This window comes from Bacillus sp. JJ1562 (assembly GCF_036962705.1).
Taxonomy (GTDB): domain Bacteria; phylum Bacillota; class Bacilli; order Bacillales; family Bacillaceae_L; genus Ferdinandcohnia.
In genome coordinates, this window is sequence record NZ_JBALOQ010000018.1 from 91840 (window position 1) to 117617 (window position 25778).

Genomic DNA, 25778 nt, shown 5'->3' on the forward strand with positions numbered 1-25778 from the left:
GTTTATATCATTAGAAGTTCTCGAATATCCTCTTCGGTCAGCGTTGTTTTTTCCTCAGAGTCAATAAGGTCTGAAATAAGATCTCGTTTCTTTTCTTGCAGTTCATTCATTTTCTCTTCAATGGTACCACGGGCAAAAAGCTTAATCACCTGGACAACCTTTTTCTGACCAATGCGATGTGCACGGTCTGCCGCTTGTTCTTCAACCGCTGGATTCCACCAAAGGTCATATAAAATAACCGTATCAGCACCTGTCAGGTTGAGACCTGTTCCACCAGCCTTCAGCGAAATTAAAAACAATTCCCGCTCCCCTGCATTATAGCGTTGGCATAACTCCACTCGCTCCTCTGTAGGTGTTTGGCCGTCTAAGTAAAAGAATGTATATCCTCGATTTGTAAGTTCCCTTCCAATCAACTCAAGCATTTTCGTAAATTGTGAGAAAATCAAAACTCTCCTTCCAGATAATTTGGATTCCTCAATGATTTGAAGAAGCTGCTCAAATTTCGCAGAACTTCCCTTATAGCCATCCACGAACAGAGCCGGATGACAGCAAATTTGCCTCAATCGAGTTAACCCCGCAAGAATTCGAATTCGATTTTTTCGTATCGTCTCCTTATCTAGATGCTTTAATGTATCATGGCGTAGCTTTGCTAAATAGGCAGCATAAAGCTTCTTTTGTTCAGGTAGAAGCTCTGACGATTCGAGGATTTCGATTTTTTCTGGTAGCTCTGCTAGAACATCCTCTTTTACACGACGAAGCAAAAATGGTCGAGCCCTTCTTGAAATGTCCTTTCTAGTCAAATGGCTGTATTCCTTTAAGCCCTTGAAAAGCTGAGGAAAGACAACATGATAAATCGACCAGAGCTCCTCAATTGAATTTTCAACAGGGGTTCCGGATAATCCAAAACGATGATCTGCTTTTATTCTTTTGACAGCCCGGGCTGTTTGAGTGACTGGATTTTTAAAGGCCTGTGCTTCGTCAAAGAAAACAGTATGGAAATTGTGAGATTCATACCATTTAATATCACGTCTTAATAGTGGATAGGATGTAATAAGAACATCCATGCCTTCGCTCTCTTTTTGCAGCTCTTTTCGTTCTTCTTTATTCCCATCAATCACAATTGCTTGAAGCTCAGGAGCAAACTTCAAAAACTCATGTAGCCAATTATAGGTTAACGATGATGGGCAAACAATAAGTACGGGCCGCTTCCTTTCTCGAATATTGGAAGCTTCCGAAACAATAAATGCAATGCTCTGAACGGTTTTCCCGAGCCCCATATCATCGGCAAGGACCCCACCAAATCCATAACTTGCTAACGTCTTCATCCATTTATATCCCTGCTTCTGATAGTCTCGTAAAATGGGTTCTAAATCTTTTGGAACCTCAATTCTTAAATCACCAGGATTTCTAATCGAGTCTAGAAACTGACGGAATGATTCCTCAGCCGTGAATATCTCGCTATCATCAATAGAATCTAAGAGGGGTAGAGCTTCAATCATAGGCATATTTAAGGTTGCTTCAAAATCATCATCTTGGACTGGAACAGCATGCAAAAACCGCTGAATTTCCTCCATCTCTCTCGTTTCAAGAGAAAGTAGTGATCCATTTTTCAGTCGGTAATACCTTCGTTTTTCCTCAAGGGCAGCTAAAATTACACGAATCTCCTGTTCAGCGATTCCCTTCATTTCAAACTTGAATTCCAGCCAATTGGTGCGTTCTTTTTTGATCTTCACCCTTATTTTCGGATGTTCATTTTTCGGAATGATGCGATTCCGTATAGCTGTTGTGGCATAAATTTGGCAGAGAGGCTGAAGCTTTGGAATGATATGATACAGAAACTCATACTCAAGCTCCTCATTATGCATATAATAGCCACCTTCAGTTTTTGAAAAACCACTCTCATACATGATTTGTAGTATTTCATCCTCTTTTTCTACATCTCTGATGACCATAGGACCTGTTGGAAGATCTCGGCTTTCTAATGGTTGGATGATGATATTTTCATAGTGAAATTCAAGTCCTGCAAGCAATTTGTGTCTTAGCCGATCCAAATAAAGCTTAGCAACCAGAGGTGTTTTCATAAATTCCTTGGATATGGAATGAGTCATATGTACAACGCCAATTTTTTTCAAGCTTGGTACAATTTTTTTAAGGAAAAAATGAGCTTGCTCTTTTGGAATTGGAATATGATTTTCACCAGGGCTTGCAAGCATTTGCTTTAGCTCCAATAATCGGTCACAATCCTCTTCATCGATTTGGTAAAGAAGTCCATCGCTTAGAACCGTATGGTAGGATTTTAAAACACTCAATCTATTGAAACCCTGAATTCTTAAACGAAAGTCACCTTCTTCCCCTTCCTCAAATGAAAATTGAAGTGGCGGTGATTCTTGAACAATTTGAAGACCTTCATAGGAATGACTATTGTATTTCAGAAAAACGGATGGGCATTTTGAAAACAATGGAATAAGTCCTCTCCAGGAAGACGGCGGGATCAATAGTAATTCACGAGAAACTTTATAATCGGAATGACCAGAGATTATGTCTAGAAAAACATTTTCATCTTCGATTCCTTTACCTAATTGGTGAAGAAGAGTATCCGCATCATGTAAAAAGCAATGTTGATTTGGGTCATATGTAAAATGGGAAGAAATAATATGCTTATTTCCTTGTTTTAGACATTTTAGAAAGTCACGAATATCATGTACTCTTTTCTGTTCAATCTCTATTTCCACCCCAAGTAAGGTTTGCTCATTTGAAACTATGACGGGTTTACATGTGAAGCGAACATCTAGGACTTCTCTTTTTTCAAAATGAAGTTGCTGACCACTTGAACGCGTTGGACGATTCAAAAAAAGCGTCATGAAATCGTTTGTTAGGTTCCCGTTGTTAGATGTAATGGATTCATGGAAATCTGACGGCTCCTGACTTTGCTGCTCATGAATCACGATTAATACTGCCGCAACATGCTGGCAATCCTTATCATAATTCGTAAGTGACGGACAACTACATGTAGCCTTTAGCTTTCCATTAGAATATTTTTCAATGCTGACATAAAAGTCTTCTGCACCCTTTACTGTGGCTTTGCATTTGTCAGGTCCATTTTCTGTAAATGTCACCTTATTTGTTCGATAAAAAGCGTCTCCTCTTTTGAAGGAGACGGTACCACACATTTCCTTGATCATTTTTTGACTGATTTTGATATCCATGGTTCCGCTCCTTTCAAATTGTTCTAGTGGGTTACTTTCGATTAAAGCCTTGATTCTTCACAAAATCCTTCATATACATGCGTTGTGGCTTTTCAAGCATATCTGCCATCTGACCCGTCCATGTATCTGAACGTTTTCCATTTGTACGTTGTGTATAATAATTAGTAATTGTTTGATTGTAGGTTGATAACCCTTGTTTAAATAAGCCTTCATCTTGCTGATATTCGTCTTCATGATAAATATGTTCGAATGGAAGTCGTGGCTTTCTATCAGGCATTTGTGCCGGATAGCCTACAGCAATTCCGAAGAGTGGAATCACAAATTTAGGGATATTTAATATTTCACAAACCTCATCTAGATTATTACGTAAGCCACCAATATAGCAAGCACCTAACCCCATTGATTCTGCTGCTAGTACAGCATTTTGTGCAGCTAAGGTAGCGTCAATTGTCGCAACCATAAACTTCTCGGTACTCCCCAACGAAGTTGTTAAGTCTTTTTCCTCTATTTCGCTAATAACTTGATGGCGATGAAGATCACCACAAAACACAAAGAAATGTCCATTATCCGCAACATAGGCTTGATTGCCAACAATCTCAGCAAGTCTTTGCTTTTTATTTTGATCCTTGATCCCAATAATGGAATAGGCCTGAATAAAGCTAGAAGTTGAGGCCGCTTGGGCACATTCAACTATCGCACGAATTTGTTCATCTGTTAATAATTTCTCTTCAAATTTACGAATCGAACGATGATTCATAATCGTTTCAATAACTGAATTCATTGGTATATATCCTCCGTTCTTGTTGCCTACTTGGTGTGGTTTGACTTAATATCAAACCTAAAAAAATCCTTAGCCATATATGTATCATGAAATACTTCTTGAGCCTCTTCAAGAAGCTTTTGACTATCTTCCCCTTGATACCTTGAACTAATATGAGTCAAAATTAATTTTTTTACTCCTGCTTGTTTTGCAACATCAGCTGCTTGTGTAGTCGTTGAGTGAAAATAATCATGAGCCAACTCAGCTTCTTTTGAACTAAAAGTTGCTTCATGAATGAGAAGATCTGCATCTTTTGCTAGTTCAATACTTTCCTTAACATAGCGTGTATCGCCTAAAATAGTCACAATACGTCCCTTTTTAGGAGGGCCAATATATTCCTCTCCATTAATTTGGCGACCATCCTCAAGGACAACAGTTTGACCTTCTTTAATTTTTTGATAAATAGGACCAGGCTTGATCCCTTGTTTTGAAAGCTTGTCAACCAATAAAGTTCCAGGCAGATCCTTTTCAATAATGCGATACCCATAGGATTGAATCCCGTGGTCTAGAGATTTTGCAATGACACAAAATTGATCATCCTCAAAAACAATGCCTTCTTCGATTTCAATCACTTCAATCGGATATCGAATATGGGTCGTACTTACTGCTAATGAAGTTTCAATAAATTCTTTAATACCCTTAGGACCATAGACGGTTAATAAGGATTCTCCTCCTTGAAAGGAGCGACTTCCTAAAAAGCCAGGCAAACCAAAAATATGGTCCCCATGTAAATGGGTAATAAAAATCTTTTCTATTTTCCCAGGCTTAATTGATGTATATAAAATTTGATGCTGTGTTGCTTCTCCACAATCAAACAACCAGGATGCCCTTATTTCATCAAGCAATTGTAAGGCAATTGAAGTGACATTCCGCTCTTTTGCAGGCACCCCTGCACCCGTTCCTAAAAATACGACTTCCACTTAAGAAATCCTCCAATTAATAGATAAATTTATTACGACGTTTTTCCTCTGTTGTCCCATTACCTACTATAACATATTCTGCCTTTTGTTCTCTAGATAAGCCCTTTTGGGTTCAGTATCTTTGAGTCGTTTCACCGCATATCCGTTCCTTGTTAAGGCATACTTTAAGTGAAAACTAAAAAAATAACTTGAATTAGTTGATTTACTAAACAAAAAAGTATAAATTAAATAGATATTACTAATGCGTGAAAAAAGTGGGGGATTAATATGACAAATACAGCACCAAAATCAATATTGATTATCTTTGGAGCAACAGGTGATTTGGCGAATCGAAAGCTCTATCCTTCTATCTATAATCTTTATACGAAAGGAAAACTTTCTGAGGATTTTGCAGTAATCGGTGTGGCAAGACGTCCATTAAAAAATGAAGAATTCCAACAAAACGTAAGAAATTCGGTAGCTGGACGATTTGATGAACAACGAGAGGATATCGAGAAGTTCTCAAAACATTTTTACTACCATCCGTTTAATGTAAATGATACTGCTTCTTATAGGGAATTAAAAGTCCTTGCTGAAGAATTAGATTTATCTTATAACATAGGTGGAAATAGAATCTTCTATTTAGCCATGGCACCGGAGTTTTTCGGAACAATTGCTGTCAACTTGAAGTCAGAAGGATTAACGTCAACAGATGGTTATACAAGACTTGTAATTGAAAAACCATTTGGACATAATCTCCCTTCTGCAAAACAACTAAATGAACAGCTACGCCATGCCTTTTCAGAGGAAGAAATTTACAGAATTGACCATTATTTAGGTAAGGAAATGGTCCAAAATATTGAAGTCATTCGTTTTGCAAATGCATTATTCGAACCATTATGGAACAATCGATACATATCCAATATCCAGGTCACTTCAAGTGAGGTACTAGGGGTAGAAGACCGTGGCGGATACTATGAAAAATCAGGTGCCCTTCGTGATATGGTACAAAACCATATGCTTCAAATGGTTGCACTTTTAGCCATGGAGCCACCAATTAAATTAAATACCGACGAGATTCGAAGTGAAAAAATAAAGGTATTACGCGCCCTTCGACCATTGGATAATGAAGATGTTCATAAGTACTTCGTTAGAGGGCAATATGATGCTGGTAATATTAAAGGAAAACAGGTACCCGGTTATCGCGACGAGGAAAAAGTAGATCCAGTGTCAAATACTGCTACATTCGTTGCTGGTAAGCTTTTAATTGATAATTTCAGATGGGCAGGAGTTCCATTCTATATTCGTACAGGGAAGAGAATGAAGGAAAAATCGACAAAGATTGTTGTTCAATTCAAAGACATTCCGATGGATTTATATTATAAAGAGGATAATGAACGTCAAAATCCTAACCTGCTTGTCATTAATATCCAACCGGATGAGGGTATCACACTTTATTTAAATGCGAAAAGACCGGGACAAAATACGATGACATTACCTGTCAAGCTTGATTATTGCAATAACTGTGTAGATGGTATTAACACACCAGAAGCCTATGAAAAACTAATTTTTGACTGTATGATGGGTGATACGACAAACTTTGCTCACTGGGATGAAGTTGCCCTTTCATGGCGTTACGTAGATGCCATTTCAAAGGTTTGGGAAAATCAAATTGCAACTGAATTTCCTAATTATCCTTCTGGTTCAAACGGTCCAAAAGCAGCCGATGAATTATTGGCCGAGGATGGATTCCACTGGTGGACTGTAGAAGATTAATTAATACAAAAGACCCCTTCTCAAAATTGAGCTGGGGTCTTTAATCACTTAAAAAATCCTTTTCGAAACTTGTTCCATGTTCATTATTTCGAGGATTTTTATCCTTTGGAAGCTTGATTCCATTTGACAGAATCTCGTTTCCATACTTACCTTTCAATTCGTCAATCACCTTTAATAGGGGTTCTTTTTTTGCTTCTTTTTCATAGGAAAACAGATCCAGCTGTTTAAATGCCTCATGTTTCTCAACCAGTTCTTGAGCGGTGACACCTAACAATCGGATTGGTTCCCCATTCCAATGTTTTTTCCAAAGACGTTTTGCAGCATGGAAAATTTCTTCATCTTGGTCAATTGGATTCTCAAGTTTTCGACTTCTTGTTACTGTTTTTCGGTCTGCATAGCGAATCATCAACTGGACATTATTTGATAGCATGTCCTTTCGTCTAGTCCGAGCCCCGACAGAGTTTGAAAGTCTTTTGATTACACCGAGAAGCTCCACTTCATCTGTTGAGTCATTTGGTAATGTTGTTGAATTTCCAATACTTTTAAACTCTGATATGGCATCAGGGTCAACGGGCCGATTATCAATTCCATTGGCACGTTGCTTAATCCTCTCTCCATTAATTCCCAACAATTGCTTTAATTGAATTTCATTTCCTTTCGCAAGGTCACCAATTGTTTTTATATTGATAGTAGCTAATTTCTCAGCTGTTTTCGACCCAACTCCATGCATTTCTCCAACTGGCATCGGCCAAAGAATGGTTGAAACATCCCGCTTTCGTAATACAGTAATTCCTAATGGCTTTTTCATATCCGATGCCATTTTTGCTAGAAATTTATTCGGCGCAATTCCAATACTACAAGGAAGAAGAAGTGCCTTTCGTAATGTTTCTTGAATGGAGGTCGCAATTTCAATTGGAGAGCCCTTTTCATAACAATCTGTTATATCAAGATATCCTTCATCTATTGAAACAGGCTCCACTAGGTCCGTATAAGAACGAAGAATATCAAACATCGCCAATGAAGCGCTGCGATAGCGTTCAAAATTTGGTTTTCGGACAATGAGATTTGGGCATTTTCGTTTCGCCTCCCATAAAGGCATCGTCGTTTTCACCCCAAAGGCACGTGCCTCATAGCTACAAGTGACAATAATACCTTTACGCTCCTCAGGATTACCCGCTATTGCCAGTGGCTTCCCTTGTAAGGAAGGGTCATAGGCAATTTCAACCGATGCAAAGAAGCTATTCATATCCACATGTAAAATAACCTTTCCGTTTTTCGGATACATTTTTTTCATGATTCGCACTTCCCTAATAATCCTCTATTACTAGTTTATCATAGAAAAAGCCACCTATTCTAATGGTGGCTGTGAATGTGTTCCTCTACTATTTTGAATCCTTCTAGACCGTTAAATAGTTTTCCAGGGTCTAATAAAGTAATCAATCTGTCCTCAAGAGTCGCAACTCCAGTTATATATGAGGAAAGCTGATACGTTAAATTTAATGGTTTCAATTGATTTAGAGGGATATCCATTATTTCTTTTGCATCATCGACAAGTAAGCCTACTGAAAGTGCATCCGTTTTGGTGACGATGATCTTCGTTTTGTCTGTATGATTTGTTGTTCTATTAAATAAAATAATTCCCGTATCCACAATCGGAACAAGCTCATCTCGAATGGTCAGGACACCTAGCATATAGTTTGGCATCTGCGGTATAGCATTAAGCTGCTGTGCCCTTTCAATGGAAATCACATTTAAAACAGGGACACCGAATTCCTCATCACCTGCTGAAAAAACAACAACTTTTTGGTCTTCCATTATAACTTTCACCTCTACCTAGTTAAAACAATCTATGTTCTTCTTCTATCATACTTTACCCGATTGTGAAAATAAACAAAAAAGCGAAACTCCCTTGTTAATGGGAGTTTCACTTCACTTTCAATGTCCAGCTATAGGGGCCATCGGCTCTCTGGTCTAAGCCAATCGCTTCGGAAGGTAAAAGAACACCTTCTGTCAGCGCTTGTCCTATGCTTGTCACCGATAGACGGGCGCCTTACGCTTTTCTTATTATTTTGCAACCTCTTCCACAATCGCAACGATTAGTTCAGTGGTTTTAACAAGTTCTTCAATTGGCATTTTTTCGTTTGTTGTATGAATTTCTTCATAACCAACTGCTAGGTTTACTGTTGGAATGCCGTGTCCTGCGATGACATTTGCGTCACTACCTCCACCGCTTTGTTGTAGTTCACTTTGGCGTCCAATTCTTGCAACTGCTTTTTTTGCAACCTCAACCACATGGTCACCATCCGCAAACTTAAAGCCCGGATACATCACAGTAACCTCAACCTCTGCTCTACCACCCATTTCAGTAGCTACCGATTCAAAGGCTTCTTTCATTTTTTGAACCTGGCTTTCCATTTTTTCAGTTAGTAAAGAACGAGCTTCAGCTAAAATTTCAACATGGTCACAGACGATATTTGTTTGTGTTCCACCTTCAAAGCGACCGATATTTGCAGTTGTTTCTTCATCAATACGACCTAATGGCATTCTTGAAATAGCTTTTGCAGCCATTGTAATCGCAGAAACACCTTTTTCAGGGGCAACCCCAGCATGTGCTGTTTTCCCGATAATAGTTGCTTTTACCTTCGCTTGTGTGGGTGCAGCAACAATAATGTTACCCACCTTGCCATCACTATCAAGCGCATAGCCGTATTTCGCTGTGATCATCGAACGGTTTAAAGCTTTAGCCCCCACAAGCCCAGATTCTTCTCCAGCTGTTATAATAAATTCTATTTTACCATGTGGAATTTGATTTTCCTTCAGAACACGAATGGCTTCAAACATTGCAGCTAAACCTGCTTTATCATCTGCTCCTAAAATCGTTGTTCCATCTGAGACAATATAACCATCCTTGATGGAAGGCTTAATGCCCTTACCAGGGACAACTGTATCCATATGTGATGTAAAATAAATTGTATCTACATCCTTCTTTGTGCCTTCTAGGGTACAAATTAAATTCCCTGCACCATGTCCTGTTTGACCAGTTGTGTCATCCTCGACAACATTTACACCTAATGCGGTGAACTTTTCTTTTAAAACCTTGGCAATTTCTGTTTCGAATTTTGTTTCAGAGTCTACTTGTACTAGCTCTAAAAATTCATTTACAAGTCTATCCTGATTAATCATATTATGTACCTCCAAGATGAATAGTTAATGAAATTAGCCTATCATATTCTCATCAAAAATAAAATACACATCCCTATAATGGAATATTTCCATGCTTTTTATTAGGACGAGATTCCTTTTTATTTCGGAGCATCTCTAAAGCCTGAATAATTTTAATTCGCGTTTCGCGAGGATCGATGACATCGTCAACCATCCCTTGACTTGCAGCAACGTATGGATTAGCAAACTTTTCACGGTATTCTTCAATCTTTTGGGCACGTGTTATTTCCGGATCATCACTCTCATTAATTTCACGTGCAAATATGATATTGGCTGCGCCTTGTGGGCCCATTACCGCAATTTCAGCATTTGGCCATGCAAAAACTAAATCAGCCCCAATTGATTTACTATTTAATGCTACATATGCTCCACCATATGCTTTTCTAAGAATGACAGTTAGTTTAGGTACTGTCGCTTCTGAGTACGCATATAATATTTTTGCTCCATGGCGGATAATTCCTCCATGCTCCTGTTTTATCCCAGGGAAGAATCCTGTCACATCCTCGAATGTAATGAGTGGGATATTAAAGGAATCACAAAATCGAATAAATCTTGATGCTTTATCGGATGAATTAATATCAAGCCCACCTGCCATAACCTTCGGCTGATTACACACTAAACCAACAACCTCACCTTTTACTCTCGCAAAACCAACAACGATATTTTTCGCAAAATCTCTCTGTACTTCCATGAAGGATTCTTCGTCAACCACTTGTTCTATTACTTTGCGTACATCATATGGCCTGACTGAATCAAACGGAATAATATCTGTTAAATCAGGTCGATAATCATCATTCTCTTCGATGGAAATAATTTGTGGTTTTTCTTCATTGTTTTGAGGAAGATAGCTCACTAAATCTCTAACCTGTTGTAGTACCTCTTCTTCGGTTTTCCCGGAAAAATGTGCGTTCCCACTGATTGAATTATGGACGCTTGCCCCACCTAAATCCTCTGAGCTAATTTTTTCGCCTGTTACGGTTTCAATGACTTTCGGCCCTGTAATAAACATCTGCGAAGTCTTTTCCACCATAAAGACAAAATCGGTAATCGCAGGAGAATACACGGCCCCACCTGCGCATGGTCCCATGATTACAGAAATTTGCGGAATGACCCCTGAATAGATCGCATTTCGGTAAAAAACATGACCATAGCCGTCAAGGGAGACGACCCCCTCTTGAATTCTTGCCCCACCTGAATCATTTAAGCCAATAAATGGTGCACCATTCTTTGCTGCTAGGTCCATGACATTCGCAATTTTTTTTGCATGCATTTCCCCAAGTGCTCCACCAAAAACAGTAAAATCTTGTGAAAATAAATATACGGGTCTATGGTTAATTTTTCCGTAGCCAGTAACTACACCATCACCAGGTCCTTTTTTATCGGCTAAGCCAAAATCAGTGCTCCGATGCTCAATAAATGGATTCAACTCCACAAAGGTTCCTTTATCAAGTAATAAATCAATTCGCTCTCTAGCGGTTAATTTTCCTTTTTCATGCTGTTTATCAATTTTTTCATCACCGCCGCCTAATTCTACCTCACGACGACGATCATATAGTTCGTTTATTTTTTCATAGATATCTACCATTATTTCGTTTCCCCCTTGCTAGGTTTCTCACAAAGCTCATATAGGATATTGCCCGTAGATTTTGGATGCATGAAGGCAATCTTAGCACCGCCTGCACCAAGCTTTGGCTCATCTGCAAGCATTCGTATACCATGTTCTTTTATTTCTTGGATACGCTCTTCGATGGAAGAAACACCTAAAGCGATATGATGTATTCCTTCACCGCGTTTTTCTATGAATTTTGCAATAGGACTTTCGGGTGATAGAGGCTCGAGTAGCTCGAGCTTCGATTCTCCGATTTTGATAAAGGCAACCCTTACTTTCTCAGAGTATACTTCTTCAACTCCTTCTACTTGAAGGTTGAGAATGTTTGTATAAAAAGGAAGGGAGTTTTCAATCGATGTGACAGCAATTCCGATATGGTCAATTTTTTTAATCATGTTTTCACTCCTCAAGCGAGCGCTCGCTCAAAAATTGTATGCGCTTTACAAATGTATAAGACTATTTTAGCACGAACTCATCAAAAATTGTGTATTTTCAGTTTTAGGTAATGGTACATAATAGTTGTCCCAGTGGGCGATTCAAGGTAAAATATTAATCAAATACGCCTTGGGTTATTTGTGCCAGATTTTTTTCGAGCCTTGCTCGAAAAGTTTCCCTTGAAAAATCGTGGCATCCGCCGTAGGCTTTAACTTTATTCAGAAGAAGTTAATTAAATATGAAAGCAGAAGGGAGTAGGGTGACATGTCCCGTAAAACTCAAAAGATTGTTGTCTATTTAATGATCGCAGTAATGCTAATTACTACTCTGTTAGCAGGCGCAAGTATGTGGTTTTAATTCAAACTTTTAAAGTGATACGAGGTTTGTTAAAAGCCTTAAAAGGTGACCTAAATGGTCACCTTTAGCTTTATTAAATTAAGTTGGCAACCCTTTGAATAATCTTTTTATTATTAAATATTCTTCCATTTCTTTAATAAATTGAAGAAGGGCAGCTCTTGTTTCAAACTCCTCTCGAGTTTTTGGCAATGGCATTTCTCTAAACACTTTACGCATTGCTTCAAGTTTCTTCAAAAAGACACCTGCCGTGTTTCCAGGATGAATGGATTGGCTCACCTCCATAATAAAATCGGCAACCATTTCCCTCTGTTCAACCGACTGAGTAATCGAAGTTATAGTAGGTAACATCCTTTGCAGAATTTCGAATTGCTTTTCTCTCATTTCAAAATACGTAAAATATAAGTTTTCATCTCGCATTAGGTTATTTTCAACATCTCGATATGCAATTCTTTTTGCTTTCTTTAGTAAATCTTCGATAGTTGTTATTTCTCGACCATCCCAGATACTTTCTCCTGTTCGAAGATAGTGAACCATTTCGTTTAATATATTTCCAAACAGGGTTTCAATTTCTTGTTGGAATGCTCTAAGTTTCTTGTCAACACTCGGCATATATAGATTTACGAGTAGCGCAACACCAATACCAATAATAATTAACCCTAGTTCATTAACAATCAAATCAAGTGTTACATTCCCAGCTGAAAATATATGTAAAATAATAACGGTACTTGTTACAATCCCATCTTTTGCTTTTAAGGCAACCACAGTGGGGATAAAAAATAGGAGTAACAACCCGATTGTTAATGGATGATAGCCTATTCCCTCGAAGAATACAAATGAAAATGCGATTCCAACCACACACGCAACAAATCGCTCCCATGAACTCTCAAGCGATTTTTTTCTTGTTACTTTAATACATAAAATCGTTAGAATTCCAGCAGATGCAAAACTATCTAGTCCTATTAGTTTTGCGATTGATATGGAAATAGTTGTTCCTAAAGCTGTTTTTAACGTTCGATAACCTATTTTAAACATAAATCGGCTCCTAATAATCCTTAGTAATTCTATTATATTGATTTATAGGAAAAATACCTATACAAATCTTATTATGGCTAAATCAACGAAAAAAAGAATGACCATATGGATCATTCTTTTTAAAGGACCTTTTCTAGGAAGTCCTGTGCACGTTGGCTTTTCGGATTTGTGAAAAATTCATCTGGTGTTGTTTGTTCAACAATTACTCCATCATCCATAAAGAGCACTTTGTCCGCTACTTCACGAGCGAAGCCCATTTCATGGGTCACAATGAGCATTGTCATTCCAGTATTAGCCAATCCCTTCATAACACTAAGAACCTCTTTTACCATCTCAGGGTCTAGTGCTGAAGTTGGCTCATCAAAAAGCATAATTTCAGGATCCATTGCCAGCGCCCTTGCAATTGCTACCCTCTGCTTTTGTCCCCCGGAAAGGCGATTCGGATATTCATTTGCCTTTTCTGACAAGCCTACTTGGTTTAACAGCTCGAAAGCCTTACTTTCCGCGTCACTCTTCGATATCCCTTTTACCTTCATCGGAGCATAAGTGAGATTTTGAAGAACTGTCTTATGTGGAAATAAATAAAAATGCTGAAACACCATTCCTATGTGCTGACGTACCTTTGTGATATTCGTCTTTGCATTTGTTATGTCATCTTCCCCAACCCAGATCTGTCCTTGAGTTGGTGTTTCAAGTAAATTTAAACATCTTAGAAATGTAGATTTTCCTGAACCAGAAGGACCAATTATGGCAACAACCTCACCTTGTTTAAAGGTGGTCGTAATCCCCTTTAACACATTAAGTTTGCCAAAAGATTTATGAAGACCTTCTACTTTAATATGATCGTTACTCACTACGACGCAACCTCCTCTCAAGTCTTCCGCCTAGGAATGTGAGGATTGTAACAATAATCCAATAAACTAGACCAGCAATTAATAAAGGTTCAAAATAGCGGAATGTATTCGATCCGACAACTTGGGCTCGTCTCATAATATCCAATAATCCAATCGTACTTACAAGTGCCGATTCCTTCGTTAAGGTCACAAGTTCATTTAAAAGTGCAGGTAAAATATTTTTCACTGCCTGTGGTAGGATAATATCCAACATCATGGGACGGTACGAAACACCAAGAGCTTCCGCCGCTTCCTGTTGACCTTTATCAACAGCTTGAATTCCAGCTCTAATGATTTCAGAAATATACGCACCTGAATTTAATCCGAATGCCAAGACCCCAGCTGCAAATTTATCAATGTCATAGTGAAAAAGCTGTGGAACCGCAAAATAGATTAAAACCAATTGTAGGATAAGTGGTGTTCCTCTGAATATGGACGTATAAATATTCGCAAACCACTTTAAAAATGAAACCTTGCTTATTTTAAAAACCGCTAAAATTGTCCCCAAAATTAAACCTAAAATTGCCGATACTAGAGCAAAGGATACCGTAATGCCGATCCCTTCTAGTATAAACGGAATTGAAGGCACGATTCGGGAAAAATCAATATCCAAACCCATGCCTTACACCTCATTTCACCTAAAAATTTTTATTTATTCTTCAATCCATTGTTTTTCTAATTTTTCTAATTCACCATTTGCTTTCATTTCTTCTAACACTTTATTGAATTCATCCACAAGCTCACTGCCCTTTGCAAATGCAATTGCCATACCTGGAGAGCTTTCAGTTGGATCGTCAAATCCTGCTAGGTCTAATTCTTCAATAAAGCCTACTGCAACAGTTTTATCTAAATATACTGCATCGATTCTTCCTGATTTTAGCTCTTGAATTAATTCTGGAGCTTTATTTAATGCTGAAATTTCAAGATTTTTTAGTGTTTCTTTTTTTATTTTTTTAGCTCCTTCTTCTTGAATGGAACCTAATTGAACGCCAACCTTTTTACCGTCTAAGTCTTCAAGTGATTTTACATCTGAATCTTTTAATGTGACAAACATTTCCCCAGATTTATGATATTCATTTGAAAAATCAACGCTTTCCTTACGTTCAGCAGTTGCAGACATACCTGAAATGATAAAATCAAGTCGGTCTGATTGTAGTGCACTAATAAGGCCACCGAAATCCATATTTTCAATTTTAAGCTCATAACCAAGTTTATCTGCAATTTGCTTAGCTATATCAATATCAAATCCAATATATTCGCCTGTTTTCTCATCAATTGTTTCAAATGGTGGGAAGTCAGCAGATGTTCCCATTGTTAATACCTTTTTTGACTCCGTTCCTTCTTCAGATCCTGTTGCATTGTCACCGCTTGTCCCACATGCAGCTAGAAATACAACTGATAAAATAGTAATCAATGATGCTAGTAAAAACTTTTTCATTATGTTTTCCCCCTATATCGTTACTTATAATTATTCGATAGAATGTATTTTAACACATCTGTATAAATATACAATATGTTTTTTAAAAATAATAATTGAATAATAATTCTATCTTTTGCGTTAAGCTTTCTATTTATTCTGCTTACATGGGACTTTTGTGGAAAATTTAGAGTTTATTTTAATCCATTAACTCGCATTTAATACTTTACTGATATAAACAATTAAAGTGGGAAAGCAACGAAAGATTCATTATCATATGCATAATTTATTAAGTTATCTCCAAAAAAAAGAAGCCAATTAGGCCTCTTATACTTCCTCACAATATTCTTCAAAAGATTCCTGTAATTTAGTAATGACATCCATTGGCTCGTGTCCCTCAATTTCGTGACGCTCAATCATTCTAACAATTTTTCCATCTTTCATTAATGCAAATGATGGAGAGGACGGTGGAAAGCCCTCAAAATATGATCTTGCTTTTTCTGTTGCCGCTTTATCTTGACCAGCAAATACTGTTACTAATTGATTTGGACGCTTATCAAAATGAATTGAATGTGCTGCGGCTGGTCTTGCAATTCCGCCCGCACAACCACAAACAGAGTTAACCATCACTAATGTTGTACCTTTTTTGCTAAGTGCTTCATCAACCTCTTCAGGTGTTTTTAATTCTTGATAACCAGCCTCTGTAATTTCTTTTCTAGCTGTTTGTACTATATCATTCATAAACAGATTGAAATCTATTTCCATTTTGTACACTCCTTCTTAAAATATATCTTGCTAATTTAAATAATATCAATATAGAACATGATTTTTCAAATCTTAGGTACTTTAATTCACGTTTAAATTTTTTTTATTCGGGTATTCTATTAATACATCTAGATCATACCCCTAAACTCCCTAGATGGAAGGAGACCAATTGTTCTCCTTCTTTTTTATGCTTCAAAAAGTCGGATTAATTCCTTCACGGCCAATGTTACATTTAAATCTCCCTGCACTACCTTGTTTTCAAGCACAGGAAGCTGCGATTTGATGGATGAATGGGTATAAAAGCTTGTTTCAAGATAATCCTTTATCATTGCTTGAATCCAGTCCTTTGTTTGTGAGTTTCTGCGCTCTGTAAAGACGCCAGATTCTTTCGTTGTCTCCATAAATCGTAGTATAATTTTCCACGTTTCTTCCATACCTTCATGATAGAGTGCGGAAACTGTATAGGCCTTTGATGACCAACCCTTTGTTGCAGGCTGAAGATAGTGAAGAATCCGATTATACTCACCGCGCGCTACCTTTGCCTTTTGTCGATTATCACCATCTGCTTTATTAATCAATAAAGCATCAGCAAGCTCCATGACCCCTTTTTTCATGCCTTGTAGTTCGTCCCCTGCACCGGTTAACACAAGTAGAAGGAAAAAATCTACCATACTTCTTACAACAACTTCACTTTGGCCGACACCAATCGTCTCAACCAGAATCACGTCAAATCCTGCTGCTTCACAAAGTAAAATGGTTTCTCTTGTTTTTCGATTTACACCGCCAAGAGTTCCTCCAGATGGAGACGGACGAACAAATGCGTTTTTATCTCGAGCGAGTTTTTCCATTCGTGTTTTATCACCAAGTATACTTCCACCTGTTATACTGCTACTTGGGTCCACTGCTAAAACAGCAACACGATGCCCTTGTTCACATAAATACGAACCAAAGCTCTCAATGAACGTGCTTTTACCGGCACCAGGGACTCCAGTAATGCCTATTCGTATTGAATTTCCAGTATAGGGAAGAATTTCATTAATGAGAGCCTGAGCCTGGTCTTCATGACGTTTTGCATTGCTTTCAACAAGAGTAATGGCTTGTGCAAGAATGGTACGTTCGCCATTTCGTATACCCTGTACAAACTCTTCAGTTGATCGCTCTTTCTTTTTAACAAATTTACGTGTATTTCCAGAAGCACTATCTTGGTCACTGCCCTTAACAATTTCTGTTGTAAAACCATCGGAGGCATTTTCCGGTACCCATTCAGGTCTATTTTTTTTATCAGTCATTGCCTTCTTCCTCATATCCTAGGCGAAGATAAATTTCTTCGATTACTTTTTGTGCTGCAACTGGAATTACTGTACCAGGTCCAAAAATAGCTGCGGCACCTTGCTCATTTAAATATTCGTAATCCTGTGCTGGGATAACTCCACCAACGATCACGATTATATCTTCACGCCCTAATTTCCTTAGCTCTTCAATTAGCTGTGGAAGTAATGTTTTATGGCCTGCAGCAAGTGAACTCATTCCAACCACATGAACATCATTTTCCACTGCCTGAAGTGCCGTTTCTTCTGGTGTTTGGAATAATGGTCCGATATCAACATCAAAGCCGAGATCTGCAAAAGCAGTAGCAATGACCTTCGCTCCACGGTCATGACCGTCCTGCCCCATTTTTGCAATGAGGATTCTAGGACGTCTTCCTTCATTTTCTAAAAATTCATCTGTCATATTTTTCACGTTCATAATCTCGTCCTCATTTGAATATTCAGAGCTATAAATTCCACTAATTGAACGAATGACAGCTTTATGTCGTGTTGATGCTATTTCAACCGCATTTGAAATCTCTCCAAGCGTTGCACGAACTCTTGCCGCATTAACCGCTAGCTCCAATAGATTTCCTTTGCCTGTTTCAACTGCTTTCGTAATGGCAGCCAACGCCTCTTCCACTTTTCTGTCATCACGTGAAGCTTTTAATTCACTAAGTCTTTCAATTTGTTTTAGTCGAACAGCTGTATTGTCAATGGCTAAAATATCAATTGGGTCTTCTTTTTGTAATCGATATTTATTCACACCAATGATCGTTTCTTTGCCTGAATCGATTCTCGCCTGACGCCTCGCTGCTGCTTCTTCAATTCGCATTTTTGGAAGGCCCGTTTCAATTGCTTTTGTCATTCCCCCAAGTGCCTCTATCTCCTCAATATGCTCCCAAGCCCGCTCCATGAGCTCACTAGTTAAAGTCTCTACATAATAGGAGCCACCCCATGGATCAATCACATTACAAACTCCGGTTTCATCCTGTAAATATAGTTGTGTATTTCGAGCAATACGAGCAGAAAAATCAGTCGGTAGTGCAATTGCTTCATCCAAAGCATTTGTGTGCAATGACTGGGTATGTCCCGAGACGGCCGCCAATGCCTCGATGCATGTTCTTGTCACATTATTATATGGATCTTGCTCAGTCAAGCTCCAACCAGAGGTCTGTGAATGTGTTCTTAATGCAAGTGATTTCGGATTTTTAGGATTGAAGGCTTTCATCATTTGTGCCCAAATGAGTCGGGCCGCTCTCATCTTGGCAACTTCCATAAAATAGTTCATTCCTATTGCCCAGAAGAACGACAATCTAGGAGCAAAGGAATCAATATCTATCCCCTTCTTAATACCTGTTCGAACATATTCCAACCCATCTGCTAAAGTATATGCTAATTCAAGATCTGCTGGTGCACCTGCTTCCTGCATATGATACCCAGAAATACTAATGCTATTGAATTTCGGCATATTTTTTGAGGTGTATTCAAATATATCCGAAATGATCCTCATTGAGGTTTCTGGTGGATAAATATATGTATTTCTCACCATATATTCTTTTAAAATATCATTTTGTATCGTTCCTGATAATTTTTCGGGAGTAACCCCTTGCTCCTCTGCAGTTACGATATAAAACGCCATTATCGGAAGTACAGCACCATTCATCGTCATTGATACACTCATTTGATCAAGTGGAATTCCATCAAATAAAGTCTTCATATCTAGGATTGAATCAATCGCAACCCCAGCTTTACCTACATCACCAACAACACGAGGGTGGTCCGAATCATAGCCGCGGTGAGTAGCTAAGTCAAATGCTACAGAAAGACCCTTTTGCCCCATTGCAAGATTACGACGGTAAAAAGCATTACTCTCCTCCGCTGTAGAGAAACCAGCATATTGGCGTACAGTCCAAGGACGATTTACATACATCGTTGGGTACGGTCCTCTTAAAAATGGAGGAATACCAGGCATGTAATCGAGATGCGTCATCCCATCCATATCTTCCTCAGTGTATAAAGGTTTAACAGCAATCTGTTCGTTTGTTTCAAATAGCAAATCATCAATAGATTGCTTGATTTCTTCTTCCTCTTTTTCACTCCATTTTTCAGGAGAGGATGATGTATTGGATAATTTTAGCTTTATTTTGGAAAGATCGAGTCTTCTAGCCATATTAGCGCACCCCCATTTCTTGTTGCAATTGATGTATAAATTGAAAGCAATCTGTACCAATATGGATAAAATCATTTATTCCAATATTTATATAGAACTCCTCATTTTCTTGTTTTCCAGCTATAAAAAGACGAGTATCTGGGTTTGATTTTTTTAATTCACTGCATATGTCTGTGACCAGTTCTTTGTATGTTTCATCTTTTCCACAAATAATATAGGTTGTAAGATTCATAGCGTTTGCGCCTTCAATCGCATTTTCCGCTGATAAATATCCATCGTTTTTCACAACCTGAAAGCCACCTGATTCAAAGAATCCTGTAATAAAATCGGCTCTTGGTTTATGTTCCGGAATGGGACCTAAATTTAACAAACCGACTTTAGGGCGCTCACCAAAAGTTTGGAGATAGCTCTCAGATGCTTGTCGAATTTGCTCAAAGCTTTCTGATAATCTTACAGGTGTTATGCGTTTGATTGAAATTGCTGCTTCTATACTTCCTTCTTTTTCTTTTGTTTTCTTGTGGCATATTGGCTTTTCCAGGATATTTGCATACATATTCGTACCGACTATTCTATCTTTTCGATGGTTTACGTTCTTTTGTCTTTCTAGTAAAACCGAAGTAATACTTTCTTGAACACTCCCTGCTTTCAACGCCTCAAGCATTCCACCCTGGGATTCGATTTCGTTTAACAGCTCCCATGCTTTATCTGCAAGTTCATTTGTCAATGATTCCACATACCAAGAACCACCAGCTGGATCTATCACCTTATTTAGGAACGATTCCTCGCGAAGAATCGATTGTGTATTTCTAGCAATCCTTCTTGAAAAAGAATCTGAGTCCTTGACTGGCTCATCAAAGGCTGAAACATGAAGGCTATCTATTCCGCCTACTATCGCAGAAAATGCTTCTATTGTCGACCTTAGAATATTGACATATGGATCATGAATGGTTTTCGTAAATGCAGATGTTCTTGCATGGATATGCAATTTAGACGAATCTTCATTTCCTCCATATGCTTCAATGATTGTCGTCCAAAGAATTTTTGCGGCTCTCAATTTGGCGATTTCCATAAAAACATTCGAGCCAATTGAAAACGAAAATGTCATACTTGATGCGATTTCATCAACAGTAAGCCCTCTCTCAAGTAGTTCGCTCAAATATTCAATTCCAGTTCCAATTGCAAAACCGAGTTCCTGTACCGCGTTTGCTCCGCCATTATGGTAAGGATCACCTTTTACAAAAATCGTTCTTAGATTTGATTGATTTTCCTTCACCCATTTTACAGACTCTGCTAATTGGTCATAGCCAACTTCTGGTTTTATAGGTAACTGTCCTTTTTCCACTAATATCGCAAGTGGATCCATCCCGATCGTGCCTGTAAGAGAATCTGTTTTTGCGTAAGAATGAACAAGTGGTAAAAATGCTAACAAATCGGTTTTGGCATCAATTAGTACAGGCGTATTAGACAGTGAAATTCCGTCGAATGCTTTTGCGATATCCTCTTCATTATGTAATGCAAGTCCCTCTGCAGGATTAATTTGGGTTTGCAATGTAAAATGGATCATGGTTTGGCCATTTTGAAGGGCGTCTTTTAATGCCGTGTTAAAATCTTCTAGTGTTTTTACGTCAATCTCCTGACTAACATGCCAAGGACAATTCACATAACCTGTAGGTTCTGAACCACGTACCCTTGAGCCTTCTCCAGGCATATCTTTTAGAAACGATATTTGCTGAACGTCTTCCTTTGTATAGATCGGTTTCAAGGTGATGTTTTCATATGTTTGTTTATGTAATTTTTCAATGGGTTTTCCTTTTAATGATTTTTCAGCTTCCTGTTTCCATGTCTCGTAATCTATGGATGGGAAGGTAATATTTTGGTATTCATTCGATTGCTTCGTCACAAGGCTTCCCCCTTTTATCGAAATCGCTTTCACCTTTACATTAATTTTAGTATATATATTAAGTTGTCGCAATGAATAGATGGAGGTTTCAAAGGAGATGTGCTGTACTTGCTTCTGAAAAAAACGAGTTAGCGTGTACTGCTAAATTAGTTTCGCGGTACAAATTCCTTTGAAATTCATTCTAGCGTGTATCGCTTGACCTATCTCACGGCACATGCTCCTTCAAATTTCGTGTTAGCGTGTACCACTAGACCCGTCTCACGGCACATGCTCCTTCTTTTATCATGTTAGCGTGTACCACTAGAACGATCTCACGGTACATACTCCTTCTATTATCATGCTAGCATGTACCACTAGAACGATCTCACGATACATACTCCTTCTATTATCATGCTAACGTGTACCACTAGACCCGTCTCACGGTACATACTCCTTCAAATTTCGTGTTAGCGTGTACCACTAGACCCGTCTCACGGCACATACTCCTTCTATTATGATGCTAGCGTGTACCGATAGAACCGTTTCACCATACATGCCAACCGAAAAAAGAATTAAATATGTCCCGCAAGAATTTTCCCACAAAAGAAGACATTGCACGGGCAATGTCTTTAGTAGATAGATGTATTTTCTTTAGAGGTATTTTCGATACTTTCCTTTACTCGTGCTAGGAAACGTCCACACACAAGGCCATCCAATACACGATGATCAAGAGACATACAGAGATTTACCATGTGGCGGACTGCAATCATGCCATCGATGATAACTGGTCGTTGCACGATTGATTCAACCTGTAAAATAGCTGCCTGTGGATAATTAATAATCCCCATTGACTGAACAGAACCAAATGAACCTGTATTATTCACTGTGAAAGTACCACCCTGCATATCATCTGCAGAAAGTTTTCCAGTACGCACTTTAGTAGCCAGTTCAGTGATTTCTCTTGCAATGCCCTTAATTGTCTTCTCATCCGCGTTCTTAATAACTGGAACAAAAAGCGCATCATCTGTGGCAACCGCAATCGAAATATTAATATCCTTCTTTTGGATAATTTTATCTCCCGCCCACATTGAATTAATTTGCGGGAATTCCTTAAGAGCTTGGGCAACAGCTTTTACAAAAAATGCAAAGAAAGTAAGATTGAAGCCTTCCTTTTGCTTGAATTCATTCTTAATCGAATTTCTGTATTGAACCATATTTGTGGCATCTACTTCAACCATTGTCCATGCATGTGGAATCTCATGTTTACTGCGGAGCATGTTTGCAGCAATCGCTTTTCGAACACCCGTAACTGGTATTTCAACATCACCAGCCGCTACAGGTACATTAGGTGCTGGGGTTGGCTTAGATTTTTGAACACTTGTAACCGGCTGACTCGTAGGTTGAGTTGCCACATTTTGTACTTGCTGATCAGCAATTGGAATCTGTCCAGATTCAATTAACTTCTGAAGGTCTTTACGAGTAATTCTTCCGCCTGCACCCGTTCCTTGCAATTGTGCGAGATCAATATTATGTTCCTGTGACAGCTTTAGAACAGCAGGTGAATAACGTAATTTATTTGATGTATCACTTGGTTTAGCAGACACATTTACAGTCTTTTCAGGAGTTTCTTCTTTTACCTTCTCTTCCTGTGTCGCCTGTTTAGTTCCACCACCAGCAGTTTCAATCACACAAATCACTTCACCAACCGCTAGCGTTTCACCTTCTTCCGCAATTAGCTCTTTAATAGTACCTGCAAAAGAGGATGGTACCTCTGCATTTACTTTATCTGTCATTACTTCAGCTAAAGGATCATATTTGTTTACGGTATCCCCAACTGCTACAAGCCATTTACTAATGGTTCCCTCAGTAACACTCTCACCTAGCTGGGGCATTATTATTTTTTCAGTTGCCACTCATAAAACCTCCTGTCACCATTCATTCGTTAAAATGAATAGTTAAAATTCCGCAAGCTCTCTCATTGCTTTTTCTACTTTATCGGGATTTACCATAAAATATTTCTCCATAGTTGGTGCATACGGCATGGCTGGCACATCTGGGCCGGCAAGTCGCTTAATCGGGGCATCTAAATCGAATAAGCAATTTTCAGCAATGATAGCAGCAACTTCACCCATAATACTTCCTTCTTTATTGTCTTCCGTTAACAATAAAACTTTACCAGTTTTTGAAGCTGCTTCAATAATCGCCTCTTTATCAAGTGGATATACAGTTCGTAAGTCAAGGATATGTGCTTGGATTCCGTCTTTCGCGAGACGTTCTGCAGCTTGTAAGGCAAAGTGAACACATAGGCCGTACGTAATAACTGTAATGTCCTCACCTTCACGCTTCACATCTGCCTTCCCAATTGGTAGTACATAATCGTCAGTTGGTACTTCACCTTTAATTAAACGATATGCACGTTTATGTTCAAAGAATAAAACTGGATCTTCATCACGAATTGCAGCCTTTAGCAAGCCTTTTACATCATAAGGAGTTGAAGGCATTACAATTTTCAAGCCAGGTTGGTTTGCAAAAACCGCTTCTACAGATTGTGAGTGGTACAGTGCTCCATGTACTCCCCCACCATAGGGGGCTCTAATTGTGATTGGGCAATTCCAATCATTGTTTGAACGATATCGGATTTTAGCTGCTTCAGAGATAATTTGATTGACAGCAGGCATAATAAAATCGGCAAATTGCATTTCTGCAATAGGTCTCATTCCATACATTGCTGCACCTATTCCAACACCTGCTATAGCTGACTCAGCTAAAGGGGTATCCATTACCCGCTGCTCGCCGAATTGTTCATAAAGCCCATTAGTCGCCTTAAATACTCCACCTTTTTTCCCTACGTCCTCTCCTAAGATAAAAACTTTAGGATCTCGTTCCATTTCTTCGCGAATTGCCATTGTTACGGCATCAATATATGAAATTACAGGCATTCTTTTTCCCCCTTACTGTTCCGCGTATACATGTTTAAGAGCATATTCCGGCTCTGCATATGGTGCATTTTCTGCATAATCGGTTGCTTCATCGACAAGTGTAGCAATACGATCTCCAATTTCATTTTCCTTCGCTTCATTTAAGACTCCGACTTCTTTTAAATATGTCGCAAAAGAAAGGACTGGATCATTCTTTTTCGCTTCTGCCACTTCTTCTTGCTCACGATATGCACGATCATCATCATCAGATGAGTGCGCAGTTAGGCGGTACGAGATGGTTTCAACTAAAGTTGGTCCTTCCCCTCGGCGGCCTCTATCCGCTGCTTCTTTCACTGCTTTATATACTTCAAGTGGGTCATTTCCATCGATCGTTACCCCAGGCATCCCATATCCAATGGCACGATCGGAAATTTTTTCACAGGCTACTTGCTTTTCATATGGAACAGAAATGGCATATTTATTATTTTCACACATGAAAATAACTGGAAGCTTATGAACAGCTGCGAAATTGGCGCCTTCATGGAAATCTCCCTGATTCGAAGAACCTTCTCCGAACGTCACAAACGTCACTAAATCCTTTCCTTCCATTCTTCCCCCAAGCGCTACGCCTACTGCATGTGGAACCTGTGTTGTTACAGGTGAGGAACCTGTTACAATCCGATTTTTCTTTTGACCAAAGTGACCAGGCATTTGACGTCCACCTGAATTCGGGTCTTCTGCCTTTGCAAATCCTGACAGCATTAATTCCTTTGCAGTCATTCCAAATGTAAGAACAACCCCCATATCGCGGTAATACGGCAATACGTAATCCTTTTCTCGGTCAAGTGCAAACGCTGCACCTACTTGTGCTGCTTCCTGACCTTGGCAGGAAATAACAAAAGGAATTTTTCCAGCGCGGTTTAATAACCACATTCTTTCATCTATTTTTCTAGCTAACAGCATGGTTTCATACATTTCAAGAACTGCTTCATCACTTAGCCCCAATGCTTGATGACGATTTTCGGTCATGAAAATACCTCCCTAACAAATCAAATTGTACGCAGGTTTGG

At 38.7% G+C, this 25778-nt stretch carries 21 protein-coding genes; 2 read left to right on the forward strand and 19 right to left on the reverse strand.

The features are described from left to right. Positions 1–2: 2 nt before the first annotated feature. The 3 genes from V7097_RS12425 to rnz are packed head-to-tail and all read right to left on the reverse strand — an operon-like array spanning position 3 to position 4946. Positions 3–3206: a DEAD/DEAH box helicase gene (locus V7097_RS12425; RefSeq protein ID WP_335703939.1), complete on the reverse strand. Its 3204-nt coding sequence runs from the start codon at positions 3204–3206 to the stop codon at positions 3–5. A 31-nt stretch (positions 3207–3237) separates the two neighbouring features. Further along, a complete protein-coding gene (gene nfsA, locus V7097_RS12430) occupies positions 3238–3987 on the reverse strand; it encodes an oxygen-insensitive NADPH nitroreductase (RefSeq protein WP_335703940.1) in 750 nt (249 codons plus the stop codon). 26 nt (positions 3988–4013) lie between these two features. After that, a complete protein-coding gene (gene rnz / locus V7097_RS12435; protein WP_335703941.1) occupies positions 4014–4946 on the reverse strand; it encodes a ribonuclease Z in 933 nt (310 codons plus the stop codon). Between the two features lie 267 nt (positions 4947–5213). On the opposite strand from rnz, the gene zwf reads away from it, so the two are divergent. Then, positions 5214–6701: a glucose-6-phosphate dehydrogenase gene (gene zwf / locus V7097_RS12440; RefSeq protein ID WP_335703942.1), complete on the forward strand. Its 1488-nt coding sequence runs from the start codon at positions 5214–5216 to the stop codon at positions 6699–6701. A 40-nt stretch (positions 6702–6741) separates the two neighbouring features. Here the strand turns inward: zwf and V7097_RS12445 are convergent, their stop codons facing one another. From V7097_RS12445 to mce, 5 genes are all read right to left on the reverse strand, one after another. Next, positions 6742–7995, reverse strand: coding sequence for a DNA polymerase IV (locus V7097_RS12445; RefSeq protein ID WP_335703943.1), 1254 nt, complete (start codon positions 7993–7995; stop codon positions 6742–6744). 59 nt (positions 7996–8054) lie between these two features. Beyond that, the gene (locus V7097_RS12450) at positions 8055–8516 is read right to left on the reverse strand and encodes a chemotaxis protein CheW (protein WP_335703944.1); all 462 of its coding nucleotides are present in this window, start codon (positions 8514–8516) and stop codon (positions 8055–8057) included. A gap of 249 nt (positions 8517–8765) precedes the next feature. After that, entirely contained in the window at positions 8766–9884 is a 1119-nt protein-coding gene (locus tag V7097_RS12455; protein ID WP_335703945.1) for a tripeptidase T, read from the reverse strand. Positions 9885–9957: 73 nt separating this feature from the next. After that, positions 9958–11508 (reverse strand): acyl-CoA carboxylase subunit beta, encoded by a 1551-nt coding sequence (locus V7097_RS12460; RefSeq protein ID WP_335703946.1) that lies wholly within the window; start codon positions 11506–11508, stop codon positions 9958–9960. Continuing rightward, positions 11508–11927 (reverse strand): methylmalonyl-CoA epimerase, encoded by a 420-nt coding sequence (gene mce / locus V7097_RS12465; RefSeq protein WP_335703947.1) that lies wholly within the window; start codon positions 11925–11927, stop codon positions 11508–11510. Before mce ends, V7097_RS12460 begins: the two co-directional genes overlap by 1 nt. 304 nt (positions 11928–12231) lie before the next feature. On the opposite strand from mce, the gene prli42 reads away from it, so the two are divergent. Then, a complete protein-coding gene (gene prli42 / locus V7097_RS12470) occupies positions 12232–12324 on the forward strand; it encodes a stressosome-associated protein Prli42 (protein WP_335703948.1) in 93 nt (30 codons plus the stop codon). A gap of 78 nt (positions 12325–12402) precedes the next feature. Here prli42 and V7097_RS12475 read toward each other — a convergent pair whose 3' ends face one another. From V7097_RS12475 to V7097_RS12525, 11 genes are all read right to left on the reverse strand, one after another. Next, on the reverse strand, positions 12403–13356 hold the full coding sequence (locus tag V7097_RS12475) for an aromatic acid exporter family protein (protein WP_335703949.1): 954 nt from the start codon (positions 13354–13356) through the stop codon (positions 12403–12405). Positions 13357–13475: 119 nt separating this feature from the next. After that, positions 13476–14210 (reverse strand): amino acid ABC transporter ATP-binding protein, encoded by a 735-nt coding sequence (locus tag V7097_RS12480; RefSeq protein ID WP_335703950.1) that lies wholly within the window; start codon positions 14208–14210, stop codon positions 13476–13478. After that, positions 14203–14862, reverse strand: coding sequence for an amino acid ABC transporter permease (locus V7097_RS12485; RefSeq protein ID WP_335369800.1), 660 nt, complete (start codon positions 14860–14862; stop codon positions 14203–14205). The genes V7097_RS12480 and V7097_RS12485 overlap by 8 nt, the downstream gene beginning before the upstream one ends. 39 nt (positions 14863–14901) lie before the next feature. Beyond that, a complete protein-coding gene (locus V7097_RS12490; protein ID WP_335703951.1) occupies positions 14902–15687 on the reverse strand; it encodes a basic amino acid ABC transporter substrate-binding protein in 786 nt (261 codons plus the stop codon). Between the two features lie 306 nt (positions 15688–15993). Beyond that, positions 15994–16431 (reverse strand): BrxA/BrxB family bacilliredoxin, encoded by a 438-nt coding sequence (locus tag V7097_RS12495; protein ID WP_335703952.1) that lies wholly within the window; start codon positions 16429–16431, stop codon positions 15994–15996. 185 nt (positions 16432–16616) lie between these two features. Next, on the reverse strand, positions 16617–17720 hold the full coding sequence (meaB, locus tag V7097_RS12500; RefSeq protein ID WP_335703953.1) for a methylmalonyl Co-A mutase-associated GTPase MeaB: 1104 nt from the start codon (positions 17718–17720) through the stop codon (positions 16617–16619). Continuing rightward, complete coding sequence (scpA, locus tag V7097_RS12505; RefSeq protein WP_335703954.1) at positions 17713–19911, reverse strand: methylmalonyl-CoA mutase; 2199 nt, start codon at positions 19909–19911, stop codon at positions 17713–17715. Before scpA ends, meaB begins: the two co-directional genes overlap by 8 nt. 1 nt (position 19912) lies before the next feature. Next, positions 19913–21811, reverse strand: coding sequence for a methylmalonyl-CoA mutase family protein (locus V7097_RS12510; RefSeq protein ID WP_335703955.1), 1899 nt, complete (start codon positions 21809–21811; stop codon positions 19913–19915). 608 nt (positions 21812–22419) lie between these two features. Next, a complete protein-coding gene (locus tag V7097_RS12515) occupies positions 22420–23682 on the reverse strand; it encodes a dihydrolipoamide acetyltransferase family protein (protein ID WP_438824233.1) in 1263 nt (420 codons plus the stop codon). 63 nt (positions 23683–23745) lie between these two features. Further along, entirely contained in the window at positions 23746–24729 is a 984-nt protein-coding gene (locus V7097_RS12520) for an alpha-ketoacid dehydrogenase subunit beta (RefSeq protein ID WP_335703957.1), read from the reverse strand. Positions 24730–24741: 12 nt separating this feature from the next. Beyond that, positions 24742–25737: a thiamine pyrophosphate-dependent dehydrogenase E1 component subunit alpha gene (locus tag V7097_RS12525; RefSeq protein WP_335703958.1), complete on the reverse strand. Its 996-nt coding sequence runs from the start codon at positions 25735–25737 to the stop codon at positions 24742–24744. Positions 25738–25778 lie beyond the last annotated feature (41 nt).